Annotated in this window: 12 protein-coding genes; 7 read left to right on the forward strand and 5 right to left on the reverse strand. The window is 72.3% G+C overall.

What is annotated here, in order from left to right; all coding sequences use genetic code 11:
• Positions 1–420 precede the first annotated feature (420 nt).
• Positions 421–1,038, forward strand: coding sequence for a hypothetical protein (locus tag ACWC9T_RS01010; protein WP_449818950.1), 618 nt, complete (start codon positions 421–423; stop codon positions 1,036–1,038).
• A gap of 215 nt (positions 1,039–1,253) precedes the next feature.
• On the opposite strand, the gene ACWC9T_RS01015 is transcribed toward ACWC9T_RS01010, so the two are convergent.
• The 4 genes from ACWC9T_RS01015 to ACWC9T_RS01030 form a co-directional block, all read right to left on the reverse strand.
• The gene (locus tag ACWC9T_RS01015; protein ID WP_449818951.1) at positions 1,254–2,219 is read right to left on the reverse strand and encodes a LuxR C-terminal-related transcriptional regulator; all 966 of its coding nucleotides are present in this window, start codon (positions 2,217–2,219) and stop codon (positions 1,254–1,256) included.
• 57 nt (positions 2,220–2,276) lie between these two features.
• Entirely contained in the window at positions 2,277–3,227 is a 951-nt protein-coding gene (locus ACWC9T_RS01020; RefSeq protein ID WP_449818952.1) for a LuxR C-terminal-related transcriptional regulator, read from the reverse strand.
• Positions 3,220–4,212, reverse strand: coding sequence for a LuxR C-terminal-related transcriptional regulator (locus ACWC9T_RS01025; protein WP_449818953.1), 993 nt, complete (start codon positions 4,210–4,212; stop codon positions 3,220–3,222). Before ACWC9T_RS01025 ends, ACWC9T_RS01020 begins: the two co-directional genes overlap by 8 nt.
• A 677-nt stretch (positions 4,213–4,889) precedes the next feature.
• Positions 4,890–6,008 (reverse strand): TDT family transporter, encoded by a 1,119-nt coding sequence (locus ACWC9T_RS01030; RefSeq protein ID WP_449818954.1) that lies wholly within the window; start codon positions 6,006–6,008, stop codon positions 4,890–4,892.
• 71 nt (positions 6,009–6,079) lie between these two features.
• Here ACWC9T_RS01030 and ACWC9T_RS01035 point away from each other — a divergent pair, with 71 nt between their 5' ends.
• Both ACWC9T_RS01035 and clpB read left to right on the forward strand, forming a co-directional pair.
• Positions 6,080–7,057: a LysR family transcriptional regulator gene (locus ACWC9T_RS01035; protein WP_449818955.1), complete on the forward strand. Its 978-nt coding sequence runs from the start codon at positions 6,080–6,082 to the stop codon at positions 7,055–7,057.
• Between the two features lie 78 nt (positions 7,058–7,135).
• Positions 7,136–9,757 carry an ATP-dependent chaperone ClpB gene (clpB, locus tag ACWC9T_RS01040; RefSeq protein ID WP_449818956.1) on the forward strand — a complete coding sequence of 874 codons (2,622 nt, stop codon included), beginning with the start codon at positions 7,136–7,138 and terminating at the stop codon, positions 9,755–9,757.
• Positions 9,758–9,816: 59 nt separating this feature from the next.
• Here the strand turns inward: clpB and ACWC9T_RS01045 are convergent, their stop codons facing one another.
• The gene (locus ACWC9T_RS01045) at positions 9,817–10,107 is read right to left on the reverse strand and encodes a helix-turn-helix transcriptional regulator (RefSeq protein ID WP_449818957.1); all 291 of its coding nucleotides are present in this window, start codon (positions 10,105–10,107) and stop codon (positions 9,817–9,819) included.
• A 333-nt stretch (positions 10,108–10,440) separates the two neighbouring features.
• Here ACWC9T_RS01045 and ACWC9T_RS01050 point away from each other — a divergent pair, with 333 nt between their 5' ends.
• The 4 genes from ACWC9T_RS01050 to ACWC9T_RS01065 all read left to right on the forward strand — a co-directional run bounded on the left by ACWC9T_RS01050 (position 10,441) and on the right by ACWC9T_RS01065 (position 14,489).
• The gene (locus ACWC9T_RS01050; RefSeq protein WP_449818958.1) at positions 10,441–11,007 is read left to right on the forward strand and encodes a YbjN domain-containing protein; all 567 of its coding nucleotides are present in this window, start codon (positions 10,441–10,443) and stop codon (positions 11,005–11,007) included.
• Positions 11,008–11,127: 120 nt separating this feature from the next.
• The gene (locus tag ACWC9T_RS01055; RefSeq protein ID WP_449818959.1) at positions 11,128–12,288 is read left to right on the forward strand and encodes a pyridoxal phosphate-dependent aminotransferase; all 1,161 of its coding nucleotides are present in this window, start codon (positions 11,128–11,130) and stop codon (positions 12,286–12,288) included.
• A gap of 277 nt (positions 12,289–12,565) precedes the next feature.
• Entirely contained in the window at positions 12,566–13,327 is a 762-nt protein-coding gene (locus ACWC9T_RS01060; protein WP_449819027.1) for an MBL fold metallo-hydrolase, read from the forward strand.
• Positions 13,328–13,961: 634 nt separating this feature from the next.
• A complete protein-coding gene (locus ACWC9T_RS01065; protein ID WP_449818960.1) occupies positions 13,962–14,489 on the forward strand; it encodes a DUF2617 family protein in 528 nt (175 codons plus the stop codon).
• Positions 14,490–14,540: the final 51 nt, after the last annotated feature.

Genomic DNA, 14,540 nt, shown 5'->3' on the forward strand with positions numbered 1-14,540 from the left:
CAGTGGCCTGAACCCCAGCCAGTACAGCCGCGCCGAGGACAAGTGAAAGCGCAACCGTGCGGACGTGTCGGTACATACGAGACACGGACCCACCCCTTCTTCTCTCTAGAGCTCCGTGAGCTGGATCTAATAGCACTAGCGTCCACATGATGCCGCAGACCTCGCAGTGGTGTCATCTCCCCGACGGCACGGAGAGCGTCATCTCTCTGCCAGTCATCCAGATGACAGGGCGGGACGCTGGACGGGGCTGCGACCGCTGATAGACGATCATTTCGCCCCCGATGATGCAGTGGGAAAGCCAAACTTGCCGCTGTACCGTCAATTTCTGTCTGATCTCCTCAGCTTTTTTGAAGCAGCAACTAACCGCAGCGCCCACCGGCACCGCATCCCCTACCCGGTCGGCCTTTCCCCGGAGTCGACATGACCGAGCCCTACCTGCGTCACAACGACAGCCAGGCCCCTGAGGGTCGGCGTGCACGTGTGTTCCTGGCCGCACCGCTGATGCGGCTGACCGGCCCGGCGGACAGCGTGGTGACCCTCGCCAGCCGGACGCGGCTGACGACGCTCCGCACCACCCTGCTCCGCAGCGGTGCCGCCGTGTACAGCGCGCACCACAGCGACGCCTGGACCGTCGCCGGCCGCGCCCCCGAGCCCCGGGTGCCGTCCGACTTCCGCGCACTGCAGTCCGCCGACCTGGTTTTCGCCTACGTCGGTGCCCCGCTCTCGGCCGGCGTGAGCCTGGAGCTGGGCTGGGCGTCGGCCCTGCGGAAGCCGATCGTCCTGCTCGTCGACGAGGCCATCACCCACAACCCGCTGATCGCCACCATCGAGCAGGTCGCCCCCGTCCTGCCGCTGGTCTTCGACGACACCTGGTCCCAGGAGGCCCTCAACCACACGGTGGAGACCGCCCTGGACTGGGCCGGCATGGCGCTCTCCCTGCGCGAGGGCTTCTGGACCGCGCCCGGAGAGCAGTTCAACGTCCCCCGACAGCAGTCCTCCGTCCCCGGTTACTGGCCGACCGGCGCCGCCACCGGCTGAGCAGAGCGCACCCCCCGGACCCCCTCCGGGCTCTTGCTTCCGCCGATCCAGTTGGAACAGCGTCTCCGTGTCGTGCAACTCACGCAGCGGGCGATGTGACCGGCCACGGTCCGCTCGCTCGGCCCCCTGCGGCCGGCGATCGCCCGCTGCGTGAGCCCCCGGGCGGAGCCCGTCGGCCGAGCGGCAAGCGGCGGCCCGGGCAGATCGCTTCCGGCTCAGGTATCTCGGGCCGCTCTCATCTGCCAACCGAGTTGGAAGAGCGTCTCGGCGTCGTACAGCTCGCGCAGCCGGGCGATGTGGGCGGCCACCGTCCGCTCGCTCAAGCCCAGCCGACTCGCGATCGCCCGCTGGGTGAGGCCCAGGGCGAGCAGGTCACCGACCTGCTTGTGGGCGGACGCGTCGATGGAACCTGAGGCCAGGGCCGCCCAGTTCAGGCCTTCGGCCAGCTGCCAATAGCGCTCGAAGACCTCGGCCAGGAACACGACGGTGGCCGAGTCCTCCACGAACGCCGCCCGGTCCAGTTCCGCCGACGCCGGGATGACGGCTACCGCCCGATCCAAGATCATCATCTTGGAGAACGAGAACGGTGCGACCCGGATGTGACCGCCGGCCGCCGTCAGCCGGGCCGCGAGCCGAACCGTCGGGCCGTCAAATCGAGCCGCCGCTTCGTAGATGGTACGGATCGAGCCGCCGCCCTCCAGATAGCGACGGGCGTGTTCCACGATGTCGTCGGCGGCACCCGCCGGTCTGGCCCCGCCGGGCTGGAGGGACAGCCCCTCGTGGCGAAACTCCTCGGTGAGCTGGGAAATGCGGTGCCGGATGTTCTCGGAACCCTCAACGATGTGGATGGCGCCGGTGCGGTCGTGGCGCCGAGGAGCGGTGTCGTAGGCGGCGGTGAGATCACCGAGCAGATCGGGGAGTTTCTCGGCCTGCGCCAGCAGACGAGTGCCGGTCGCGCGCAGGTCGGCCGCGATCCGGGCTGAGACCGAGCGCGGGTTGACCGCGCTGAGCACACCGTCCGAGATGTACGGCTTCAGCAGGCCCAGGTCCAGCAGCCTCTGTACGGTCGCCGCGTCCGGCTCCGGGATGTCCGCGATCCGGATGCGGCCGCCCTCGCGGAGGATCGCGCGGTAGAGCTCGCGGGCGGCTTCGTCGGGGAGGGTGAGGCTGTGGTCGGTCATGGCTGTTCTCCCGTTTCTGCCGGCTGGGTTGGAAGCGTGGCGAGGGGAGCGGTGGGGTCAGTCACGGCGCTGTCCCCGGAGGTGCCAGCCGAGGTGGAAGAGGGTCTGGGCGCCGTAGCGGTCGCGCAGCCGGGAGATGTGGGCGGCGACGGTGCGTTCGCTGAGGCCCAGTCGGGTGGCGACGGCGCGCTGGGTGAGGCCGCGGGCGAGGAGCCGGCCGATGCGGACGGTGGTGGGGTGCGGGGAGTCGAGGTGGCGGTCGGCGGGGGTGGCGCGGGCCCAGTCGCGTTCGAAGTGGGCGACCAGGTAGGCGACGGTGGTGGGGTCGGTGAGGAACGCGGCGCGGCTGCGGTCCTCGGCAGCGGGGATGACGGCCACTGAGCGGTCGAAGACCAGCACCCGTTCGTAGGGTTCGGCGAGCACCCGGACCCGGGCGCCCTGTCGGGTGCGCAGGGCGATCTGGCGGAGCACGGCGCGGTCGGTGAGGGTGACGGGCTGGTAGAGGGTGCGCATCGAGCAGCCGCGGCGGAGCAGGGAGAGGTCCTGGGCGAGCACCGTCTGGAGGCCGTCGACGGGGCGCGGGCCGGGCTGGGCGGCGAGGATCTCCTCCTTGCACTCGGAGACGAGCTCGGAGATGCGCTGACGGATGTCGATGGTGGTGTCGAACTCGACGGTCTCCGGCCCGAAGCCGTCCGGGCCGCCGGGGCCGCCAGGTCGGCGGACCGCCTCGTAGGCGTGGGTGAGCGGTCCGAGGGTGTTCGGGAGTCGCTCGGCGTGGAGGAGCAGGCGGGTGGCGCGGGTGCGGAGTTCGACGCCGAGGCGGTCGCTGAGGGCCCGCGGGTTGGTGGCGGTGTAGCCGGTGGCGGTCGGGGTGAGGAGGCCGCGGGCCACGAGGGCGGCGACGGTGGGGCGGTCTGCGGGGGCGAGCTCCTCGGGGCGCAGGCGCCCGTCGCCGCGGACGGCGGCCAGGTAGAGGGCGCGCTCGGCCGGACCGGGCTCGTCAGTCATCGCGGGAGCCTCTCATCAGCCACCCGAGCTGGAAGAGGGTCTGGGCGCCGTACCGGTCGCGCAGCCGGGAGATGTGGGCGGCGACGGTGCGTTCGCTGAGGCCCAGTCGGGTGGCGACGGCGCGCTGGGTGAGGCCGCGGGCGAGGAGCCGGCCGACCCGGTCGGGGATGGTGCGGGTGGGGCCCTGGCCGAGGCAGGCGGCGGCCTCGGTGGTGTCGGCTCGGGCCCAGTCGCGTTCGAAGGCGCCGATCAGGAAGGCGAGGGCCGCCTGGTCGCTGATGAAGGCGGCGGTGCTGTTGTCGTCGTTGGCGGCGATGACGGCGACGCTGCGGTCGAAGACGATCATCCGCTGGAAGGGCTCGTCGAGGACCCGGATCTGCGAGCCGTGCCGGGTGACCTCCTCGGCGTAGGCGAGCGCGGGCGGGTCGGCGAGCGCGACCGGCTGGTAGATGGTGCGCAGCGAGCAGCCGCGCTGGAGGAGTTGGACGTCCTGGGCGAGGGCGACCTGCAGGGTGTCGGCGGGCCGGTGGCCGGGCTGGGCGGTGAGCACCTCGGAGCGGCAGTCCGAGACCAGCTGGGAGATCCGCTGGCGGATGTGGACGTGGCCCTCGACGTAGACCGCGCCGCCGGAGCGGCCCGAGGGGCGGGGCATCGCGTCGTAGGCGCGGGTGAGGGTGTCCAGGGCGCCCGGGAGGTTCTCCGCGCGGACCAGCAGGCGGGTCGCCTCGCTGCGCAGTTCGGCGCCGACGCGGTCGCTGACCGAGCGGGGGCTGACGGCGGTGTAGCAGCGGTCCATCCGGTTGGCCATCACCAGGCCGATGTCGAGAAGCTGCCGGAGCGCGTCGCGGTCGGTGTCGCCGATGTCGGTGCACGGGATGCGGCCGCCCTCGGCGATGATCGCCAGGTACAGCTGTCGGGCCGCCCCGTCGGGTTCCTCGCCCGCGGGTACCGCGTGGTGCGGCGTGACCGCCGGTTCCGCCGTCACGTCGCACTCTCCCTGCCGGACGCGTCTCCCCTGGTGTTGCCCCCGCCCGTACGCGCGAGCCGTGGGGTGTGCGGTACCGGTTGCCGGGCGTGCTCACGGTACCGGTCGGACGGCGGGCCCCCGGGCCCGGGTGCCGTCGCACACCGGGTGCCCGGGAGCCGCCATCAGCACGCCAATGCCAAGGCGCTTCCGTCGAGGCGGAGCAGCAACGCCTCGACGGATCCGGATCCGGGAGTCCATCACCACACATGGACCCCGGCCGGCGCTCTTCCCCCCCGTTCCACGGGTGCGGGACGTGCACCCGTGGTCAGTACTGAAGAGCAAGTCGCCACCATCGGGCTGCGGTTGCCCGGACGACTTGGCGTGCCTCCACCCTCACAGCGTGACGCCCCGCGGACAAGTGTCGTCGGAGTTCAGGTTCGCGCAATTGCAGTTACCTGCATTCCGGCGCGGGTCCGGCGCCCCGGGCGGCGGGCGGGATTCCGGTAAAGGCCGAGGCCAGCGGGGGGTGCGGGCGGCGGGTCCCCCTGCAGCCGGTTGGCTGTCCACGGTCATCCTGCAGGTGCGCGTTCCTGCAACGGCGGCGTGCTCCTGAGCTGGGGACGTCCGAGCGGGGGGACATCCGAACCGGGGGACGTCCGAGCCGGGGGCTTCCCCCGACCGGAGCGCCGGCCCGGTCAGCGCGCCAGCAGGCGACCGCGTGCCAGCCCGACGGTGGTGCCGCCGGCCGCCAGCACCCAGGCGACGGCCAGCAGCAGGTAGAGCCCGGCGGCCAGCGCGGTGAACCCGCCGAAGCCGGTGTGTCGGGCGAGCGCGGAGGCGCCGGTGACGCAGGTGCCGATCGGGAAGGTGTAGGCCCACCAGGTCATCGCGAACGGCATCCCGGCCCTGCGGGCACGCAGGTTGGCGGTGAGCGCGACGGCCAGCCAGAGCATCGCGACGCCGATCACCGCGACGCCGTACAGCTCGGCGAGCGGCAGCATCACGGGCGCCAGCGCGGGCAGCACCGGGCGGGCGGCGTCGGCGAGCTGGTGGATCGCGGTGACGGACTGGCCGAGCGGCCCGAGCACCAGGAACAGCGAGGGGGTGAGCGCCAGGGCGGGCAGCTTGCTGTGGAACAGCCCGGTGAACACCACCGGCAGCAGCACCAGGGTCGCCAGCAGGCCGACCCCGAACAGCGCCCAGCAGCCGTACAGCAGGGTCTGCTGCGGCGGTCCGGCCAGCAGGTGCGGGACGAGGGCCGGGCCGCAGGCGGAGGCGACCAGCGGGGCGACCACCGGCAGCAGCCAGGTCGGGTTGGCCTCCAGGGCGGAGACCCGGTGCCGGGTGATCATCAGGTACGGGATGCCGCCCGCGGCGGCCAGCGCGTACAGGGTGCCGACGCCCCACAGCACGGCGTCCAGGGCGACCGCCGGGCCGGTGCCGATGACCCGGGAGCCGAGCAGCAGGGTGCCGAGTCCGACCGCCAGCAGCGCCATCGGCGGGCAGCCGTAGAAGACGGCGGTGGCCGGGTTGTCCAGCAGCTGGGCGCGGGCCGCCCCGCGGTGCCGGGCGAGGTGGACCACCCGGGCCGCGGCCAGCACCAGCAGGGCGGCCAGTCCGAGTGCCCACACCACCTCGCCGAAGCCGATCAGCCCGGGCACCCGTACGGGCAGGGCGGCGGCGCCGTTGGCGATGATCGCGGTACCCATCACGGCGGCGTACCAGTTGGGGCCGAGCTGGGCGAGGTCGAACCGGGAGAGCCGGGAACGGGAGGCGGGGCGGGTGAGCGGGCGGACATCGGCGAAGGTGGACATGGGTTCCACCCTGGCCCGGCAACCCGACCGCCGGTAGCGCCACGGACCCTATGAGGACATAGCCTGAACCTATGGCCCTCTCCCCGCACGTTCCCGAACTGGGCGCCCTGGAACTGCTGCTCGCGGTGGCCCGGCTGGGCAGCGTCGGCCGGGCGGCGGCCGAGCTGGGCGTCAGCCAGCCGACCGCCAGCGCCCGGATCAAGGGCATGGAGCGGCAGATCGGCGTCCCGCTGCTGGAGCGCTCGCCCCGGGGCAGCCGACCGACCGAGGCGGGCCGGCTGGTGGTCGAGTGGGCCCGGCAGGTGGTGGAGGCGGCGCAGGCGCTGGACGCCGGGATCGACGCGCTGCGCGAGCGGCGGGACGCCAAGCTGCGGGTGGTGGCCAGCCTGACCGTCGCCGAGTACCTGATGCCGGGCTGGCTGCTGGGGCTGGCCGAGGCCAGTCCGGGGACGGCGGTGACACTGCGGACGGCGAACTCGGCTGAGGTGGCCGGGCACGTGCTGGCCGGGGATGCCGACCTGGGCTTCGTCGAGGGCCCGTCCACCCCGCCGGGGCTGGCCGGTGCGGTGGTGGCGGCGGACCGGCTGGTGGTCGTGGTGGCACCCGGCCACCCCTGGGCACGGCGCCGCACCCCGCTGACCGCGACCGAGCTGGCGAGCACCCCACTGGTGCTGCGCGAGCCCGGCTCGGGCACCCGGGAGGTGCTGGAGACGGCGCTGACGCCGTACGGGGGCGCCGCGCAGCCCCGGCTGGAGCTGGCCTCCTCCACCGCGCTGAAGGCGGCGGCGATGACCGGGGCGGGGCCGGTCTGCCTGAGCGAGCTGACGGTGATGGAGGAGCTGGCCACCCGGCGGCTGGTGGAGGTGCCGCTGGCGGAGGAGCTGGACCTGCGGCGGCCGCTGCGGGCGGTGTGGCCGGCTGGGCAGCGGCCGCGCGGGCCGGCCCGGGAGCTGCTGGGGCTGACCCGGCAGGCGGTCGGTCAGACCCCGAGGAGGAACCGGACCCCGAAGAGGAACCAGACCGCGAAGAGAAGAAGTTCAGCATCATAAAGTTGAGCGGAATAGACTCAAGTTAGTGCATGCTGTAGGTAGCAGCAGTGAAGGACGACGAGGGAGGATCCCCCAGCAGTGGACGCGAGCAAGTTCACCACCAAGACGCAGGACGCCCTGTCCGCCGCGATCCGGCAGGCAGGCGCGGCCGGCAACCCGGACGTCAGGCCGGTGCACATCCTGATCGCCCTGCTGGAGCAGCCCGAGGGCATCGCCCGGCCCCTGCTGGAGGCGGTCGGGGCGAACGCCGCCCGGGTCGACGCCGAGGCGCGCCGCCAGCTGACCGCACTGCCCAGCGCGATGGGCTCGACGGTCGCCGCCCCGCAGCTCGCCCGGGACACCCTCGCCGTGCTGACCGAGGCCGGCAAGCGTGCGGACGACCTGGACGACCAGTACGTCTCCACCGAGCACCTGATGGTCGGCCTGGCCGCCGAGGGCGGGCAGGTGGCCGAGCTGCTGGTGCAGCAGGGCGCGACGCCCAAGGCGCTGCTCGCCGCCTTCAAGGACGTCCGGGGCAGCGGCCGGGTCACCTCGCCGGACCCGGAGGGCACCTACAAGGCGCTGGAGAAGTACGGCACCGACCTCACCCAGGCCGCCCGGGATGGCAAGCTCGACCCGGTGATCGGCCGTGACCACGAGATCCGCCGGGTGGTCCAGGTGCTCTCCCGCCGGACCAAGAACAACCCGGTGCTGATCGGCGAGCCCGGCGTCGGCAAGACCGCGGTGGTCGAGGGCCTGGCCCAGCGCATCGTGGCCGGCGACGTGCCGGAGTCGCTGCGCGGCAAGCGGCTGGTCGCGCTGGACCTCAGCGCGATGGTGGCCGGCGCCAAGTTCCGCGGCGAGTTCGAGGAGCGGCTGAAGGCCGTCCTGAACGACATCAAGGCCTCCGACGGCCAGGTCGTCACCTTCATCGACGAACTGCACACCATGGTCGGCGCGGGCGCCGGCGGGGACTCCGCGATGGACGCGGGCAACATGCTCAAGCCGATGCTGGCCCGCGGCGAGCTGCGGATGGTCGGCGCCACCACGCTGGACGAGTACCGCGAGCGGATCGAGAAGGACCCGGCCCTGGAGCGCCGCTTCCAGCAGGTGCTGGTCGGCGAGCCCAGCGTGGAGGACTCGATCGCCATCCTTCGCGGCCTCAAGGGCCGGTACGAGGCGCACCACAAGGTGCAGATCTCGGACGCCGCGCTGGTCGCCGCCGCCACCCTGTCCAACCGCTACATCACCTCCCGCTTCCTGCCCGACAAGGCGATCGACCTGGTCGACGAGGCCGCCTCCCGGCTGCGGATGGAGATCGACTCCTCCCCGGTCGAGATCGACGAACTCCAGCGCGCCGTCGACCGGTTGCGGATGGAGGAGCTGGCCCTGGAGAAGGAGTCGGACCCGGCCTCGGTCGACCGGCTGGCCCGACTGCGGCGCGATCTCGCGGACAAGAACGAGCAGTTGAGCGTGCTGACGGCGCGCTGGGAGCAGGAGAAGAAGAGCCTCAACCGGGTCGGCGAGCTCAAGGAGCGGCTGGACGACCTGCACGGTGCGCTCGAACGGGCCCAGCGCGACGGGGACTTCGAGCGGGCGTCCAAGCTGATGTACGCCGAGATCCCGGCCGCCGAGAAGGAGCTCACCGACGCCCAGGAGCGCGCCGCGTCTGCGAACGACGAGACTGGGCCCGCCTCGGCTTCGATGGTCAAGGAGGAGGTCGGCCCGGACGACGTAGCCGATGTGGTCGCCTCCTGGACGGGCATCCCGGCCGGCCGCCTGTTGGAGGGCGAGAGCGACAAACTCCTGCGCATGGAGGAGGAGTTGGGCCAGCGCCTGATCGGCCAGACGGAGGCCGTACAGGCGGTCTCGGACGCGGTGCGCCGCACCCGCTCGGGCATCGCCGACCCGGACCGCCCGACCGGCTCCTTCCTGTTCCTCGGCCCGACCGGTGTCGGCAAGACCGAACTCGCCAAGGCCCTGGCCGACTTCCTGTTCGACGACGAGCGGGCGATGGTCCGCATCGACATGAGCGAGTACGGCGAGAAGCACTCGGTCTCCCGCCTGGTCGGCGCCCCGCCCGGGTACGTCGGCTACGAGGAGGGCGGCCAGCTCACCGAGGCGGTCCGCCGCCGCCCGTACAGCGTGGTGCTGCTGGACGAGGTGGAGAAGGCCCACCCGGAGGTCTTCGACGTACTGCTCCAGGTGCTGGACGACGGCAGGCTCACCGACGGCCAGGGCCGCACGGTGGACTTCCGCAACGCGATCCTGATCCTCACCTCCAACCTGGGCAGTCAGTACCTGGTCGACCCGGCCATCCCCGCGGACAAGAAGAAGGCCCTGGTGCTGGACTCCGTCCGGGCCGCGTTCAAGCCGGAGTTCCTCAACCGGCTGGACGACATCGTGGTCTTCGACCCACTGGGCACCGACGAGCTCAGCCGGATCGTCGACCTCCAGGTGGCCCGCCTCGGCGAGCGGCTGCGCGAGCGGCGGCTCACCCTGGACGTCTCCGAGGCCGCCCGCGACTGGCTGGCGCTCACCGGGTACGACCCGGCGTACGGCGCCCGCCCGCTGCGCCGGCTGGTGCAGTCCGCGATCGGCGACCAGCTGGCCCGGGCGATCCTGTCCGGCCAGGTGCACGACGGGGACACCGTCCTGGTCGAGCGGGACGAGGAGGGCGACCGGCTCACCGTCCGCGGTCGCGGTCCGCTGGAGAAGTAACCCCGAAGGACCGGTTCGGGCCGCTCCCCGTGCTCAGGCGCGGGGAGCGGCCCGTGCCGTTACCGCCGCTCCTCGACCGCGCCCCGCCGCTGGCGCCGCGCGCGGTCCCGCCAGGTGCGCGCCAGCCGGTGCAGCTCGGCGCCCCGCGAGTCCGGCAGGTTCCACGTCTGGGTGAGCAGCCGCAGCGTGGAGACCCGCGGGCAGGACACCCCCCGCTCCAGGTCGCGGATCGACCGCACGCTCAGCCCCGACGCCTCCCCCAACTGCTCCTGGGTCATCCCCCGCTCCAGCCGGATGCTCCGCAGCAGCGTCCCCAGCGAGGCGCCCTCCCCGGTCACCGCACGCTCCATCCCCACTTCCCCCCTTCAGCTCAAATCTCCTCAACTCGCCCACCCGATAGGGCGGTTGCCAAGGGCGAGTTCCATCGCACGCTAACCGCATCCGGCTGGCACGGCAGGCGAACCCGGGCGCCGGGCGCGTGACTTGGCTCACGCGCGCCCGGCACGCCGCCCCGCCTCCGACCGCCGGGCACCCTGCGTGACCGGTGCCCCGGCATGCGCCGAAATGAAGATCGACGCGCCCCCGGGTGCCCCTGTGAGCGAGGCCCCGAATGAGGCAGGATGGGAGGAGCAAAGGGCGGCCTCTCATTGCCGGCCACCACGTGCACTGAGGAAGAGGACCCCATGAGCATCGACCCGTCGTCCATCCCGTCCTTCGGCGTACCCGGGGGTGGCCAGCCCGGCAGCCAGGGCGGCGGCCAGGGCGGGCGGCCGGCCGGCCCGCCGCCGATCATCGTCCCGGACCAGGGCCTGGTCACCCAGTTGCTGGACCAGATGCAGCTCAAGCACGTCGTGGACGAGGAGGGCGACCTCACCGCCCCCTGGGAGGGCTTCCGCGTCTACTACATGTTCCGCGGCGAGCAGAAGGAGCTCTTCGCGGTGCGCGCCTTCTACGACCGCGCGTACCCGCTGGAGAAGAAGGGCGAGATCCTCGACCTGATCGACGAGTGGAACCGCGAGACTCTGTGGCCCAAGGTCTACACCCACACCCACGAGGACGGCGTGGTCCGTCTGATCGGTGAGGCCCAGATGATCGTCGGCACCGGCGTCAACCTGGACTACTTCGTCACCACCACCGCGAACTGGACCCAGGCCGCGGTCGGCTTCGAGCAGTGGATCGTCGAGCGCCTGGGCCTGCAGAACGAGATCGAGGGCGAGGAGGGCGAGGGCGAGGGCTCCGACGAGGCCTGATCCCCGCATCCCCCACCCACGGCCCGCCACCGCGATCGAGCGCGGTGGCGGGCCGTCCTTGTCCCCGGCCCCCGGCTGTCCCAGGATGGGCGCGACGACGACGCGTGAGGAGCCTTTCGCATGGGAACCAGGCCGCTGCTGAACCGCCGACTGGCCGGGATGGGAACGACGATCTTCGCCGAGATGTCCGCCCTGGCCACGGCCACCGGCTCGATCAACCTCGGGCAGGGCTTCCCGGACACCGACGGGCCCGAGGAGGTCCGCGAGGCCGCCGTACGGGCGCTGCGCGGGGGCCGCGGCAACCAGTACCCGCCCGGCCCCGGTATCCCCGAGCTGCGGCAGGCCATCGCCGAGCACCAGCAGCGCTTCTACGGCCTCGGGTACGACCCCGGTGCCGAGGTCCTGGTCACCGCCGGCGCCACCGAGGCCATCGCCGCCACCCTGCTCGCCCTGCTGGAGCCCGGCGACGAGGTGATCGCCCTCGAACCCTTCTACGACTCCTACGCCGCCTGCATCGCGATGGCCGGCGCCACCCGCGTCCCGCTCACCCTCCGGGCCCCGTCCTTCCGCCCCGACCTGGACGAGCTGCGCGCCCTAATCACCCCGCGCACCCGGCTGCTGCTGATCAACACCCCGCACAACCCCACCGGCACCGTCCTCACCGCCGAGGAGCTCGCCGGCATCGCCGCCCTCGCCGTCGAGCACGACCTGCTGGTGGTCACCGACGAGGTCTACGAGCACCTGGTCTTCGGCACCGTCCACCACCCGATCGCCGCCCTGCCCGGTATGCGCGAGCGCACCGTCACCATCTCCTCCGCCGGCAAGACCTTCTCCTTCACCGGCTGGAAGGTCGGCTGGGTGACCGCGAGCCCCGAGCTGGTCTCCGCGGTGCGCACCGCCAAGCAGTACCTCACCTACGTCAGCTCCGGCCCGTTCCAGTACGCCGTCGCCGAGGCTCTCCGGCTCCCCGACAGATACTTCGATACCTTCCGCGCCGACCTGCTCCGGAAGCGGGACCTGCTGGTTGACGGTCTCTCGGCGGCGGGCTTCCGGGTGTTCAACCCCGGGGGCACGTACTTCATCACCACCGACATCACCCCGCTCGGGGAGAAGGACGGCATGGAGTTCTGCCGCTCCCTGCCCGAGCGCTGCGGCGTCGTCGCCATCCCGAACGTGGTCTTCTACGACAACGTCGCAGCCGGTCAGAGCCTGGTCCGGTTCACCTTCTGCAAGAAGGACGAGGTCCTCACCGAGGCGGTGTCCAGGCTCCAGCGGCTCTGAGCGACCGCACGACCGCGGACACCGGCGAGGAGCTGGAGCGGCAGGGCCACCGGGCCGACCGGCAGTGCCGCGACGGCGCACGCCGAGCTGCGCCGTTCATAGCCGGCGCGAAGCCAACCGGCCTTCGCCGTCAGCGGATCGGCGGTGAGGTCGGAGGACGCGGCGAGTGCCATGGGGTTCTCCGGGCGAGGGCCCGACGGAATAACAGGAGTCATCGCGGTCTTGTCATCGGCGCAGCGATCTTCGCGCATTCGAGGGGGCGTCCCAGTTGACTCAGATGACCATCCAGTACGTGGGCGGGCCGACCGCATTGATCGAGGTCGGCGGGTTGCGCCTGCTGACCGATCCGACCTTCGACGGCCCCGGGGAGTATCCGATCGGCACCCGGGTCCTCACCAAGACCGCCGGTCCGGCGGTGGCCGCCGAGGACCTCGGCCCGGTGGACGCCGTCCTGCTTTCGCACGACCAGCACCCCGACAACCTCGACGGCGCCGGCCGCGCGTACCTCGCCGGCGCCCCGCTGGTGCTCTCGACCTCCGCCGCCCGGGACCGGCTCGGGGGAGCCGTGCGGGCTCTGGCCGACGGGGACCACGTCGACCTGCCGCGGCCGGACGGTGGAACGCTGCGGGTGACGGGTGTGCCCGCACAGCACGGCCCGGACGGCAGCGAGCACATCGTCGGGGAGGTCACCGGATTCGTACTCACCGGCGAGGGGCTGCCCACGGTTTACGTCAGCGGGGACAACGCCTCGCTGGACGTGGTTCGGGCGATCGCCGACCGGGTCGGCCCGATCGACGTCGCGATGCTGTTCGCCGGGGCCGCCAGCACGCCGCTGATACCCGGCGCGTACCTCACCCTGACCAGCGACCTGGTCGCCGAGGCCGCCCGCATCCTCGGAGCCCGGCACGTCGTGCCGCTCCATTTCGAGCACTGGGGACACTTCACCCAGGGCCCGGCGACGCTGCGGGAGGCCTTCACGCGGGCTGATGTGCGGGAGTCGCTGCGCATGCCCGAGCCGGGGGAGCGGCTCACGCTGTGAGGATCATCCGGGTCGGCGGGTTCGCGGGGCGGGCCGACACCACCCCACCGGGCGAAAAGGACGGGACCGTAGCCTGGTCCGCTTCACTTTCTGCAAAAAGGACGAGGTGCTCCAGGAGGCCGTCGCTCGACTGCAGCGCCTCCGAGTGTCCGCGCGCCCCCTCGAACGGAAGCGATCCCGGCCCGACAACAGTTGTGACTTACCATCAACTCCCCTAAATGGCATGCTTGCTTGCTGCCAGGGAGGCAATTCGGCCGACCTCTCCGGCACACCCAGTCGCCCTCCACGCCCGGCGCGTGGAGGGGGGCGGCGCGTGAAGCGCGCGGAAGGCGCACAACCGGCGCACACGGCTCGCATGCCGGTTGCAGGGGCGCGCGCTGTGCAGAGTCGCACACCGGGTCGATCAGAGCCGGGAAGCAGGTGTGCTCGAAACGGTGAATGCCCAACAAAGTTGGGTAAATCCCCGACGGGCCCGGCGTATTCATGCTTCTCTGCTGCTGAATCTCCAGCCGGAATCCTTCCTTCCACGGTCGGCCGCGCCCAGGGCCGCACAGCCACGAACAGCCTCGCCATCGCCTAGGCCTAGTCGCTGCTGCTCGGCGGGCGCGCACGGAGCTGAAACGCGGAGCCGAGCATGCTCACCACACTGCAGACCTCCTACACGGACACCCGCGCCGGTGACCTGGCCTGGTGCCTCGGCGGCGAACCGTTGCCCGCGCTCGCCGTCCACGACCTCAGACTCGACGGCGGCCACCCCGGCACCTCCGGCACCCTCCAGCTGCGGCTGCTGGGTGCCTCGCACCAGGTGGTGATCGACGCCGGCCCCGGCAGCTGCCTGGAGACCGTCGCCTGCCTGCCCGGCCGCCGCACCCCGCTGCCGGCCCGGGTCGCCAAGCAGGTCGGCGGCTGGGAGTACGAGTTCGCCGCCCGGATCGAGGCCCTGCCCCCGCACGACTTCGCGGCCCGCGCCCAGGAGCTGCTGGCCCTGGTCGAGGGGCACCCGCGCGGCCTCGCCGGGGTCTTCCCCGGCGACCCGAGCGCCTTCACCGCGCTGGTCACCCAGGGCAGCGCGGACCGGCTGCTCTGGCGAACCTGGCACGCCTACCCGCAGGAGGGGCAGCTGGTCTGCACCCGCTCCTCGCTGGTGGTGTCGGGGGCATGACTGCCCGAAGCCTGAACGGGAACGCCGATTCGGTCATGGGCTACGCAGCGC

The organism is Kitasatospora sp. NPDC001159, from assembly GCF_053598235.1.

Coding starts and splice junctions, on each gene's coding strand:
- ACWC9T_RS01010 (WP_449818950.1), top strand. CDS start 421: ATGACCGAGCCCTACCTGCGTCACAACGACAGCCAGGCCCCTGAGGGT.
- ACWC9T_RS01015 (WP_449818951.1), bottom strand. CDS start 2,219: ATGACCGACCACAGCCTCACCCTCCCCGACGAAGCCGCCCGCGAGCTC.
- ACWC9T_RS01020 (WP_449818952.1), bottom strand. CDS start 3,227: ATGACTGACGAGCCCGGTCCGGCCGAGCGCGCCCTCTACCTGGCCGCC.
- ACWC9T_RS01030 (WP_449818954.1), bottom strand. CDS start 6,008: ATGTCCACCTTCGCCGATGTCCGCCCGCTCACCCGCCCCGCCTCCCGT.
- ACWC9T_RS01035 (WP_449818955.1), top strand. CDS start 6,080: ATGGCCCTCTCCCCGCACGTTCCCGAACTGGGCGCCCTGGAACTGCTG.
- ACWC9T_RS01045 (WP_449818957.1), bottom strand. CDS start 10,107: ATGGAGCGTGCGGTGACCGGGGAGGGCGCCTCGCTGGGGACGCTGCTG.
- ACWC9T_RS01050 (WP_449818958.1), top strand. CDS start 10,441: ATGAGCATCGACCCGTCGTCCATCCCGTCCTTCGGCGTACCCGGGGGT.
- ACWC9T_RS01055 (WP_449818959.1), top strand. CDS start 11,128: ATGGGAACCAGGCCGCTGCTGAACCGCCGACTGGCCGGGATGGGAACG.
- ACWC9T_RS01060 (WP_449819027.1), top strand. CDS start 12,566: ATGACCATCCAGTACGTGGGCGGGCCGACCGCATTGATCGAGGTCGGC.
- ACWC9T_RS01065 (WP_449818960.1), top strand. CDS start 13,962: ATGCTCACCACACTGCAGACCTCCTACACGGACACCCGCGCCGGTGAC.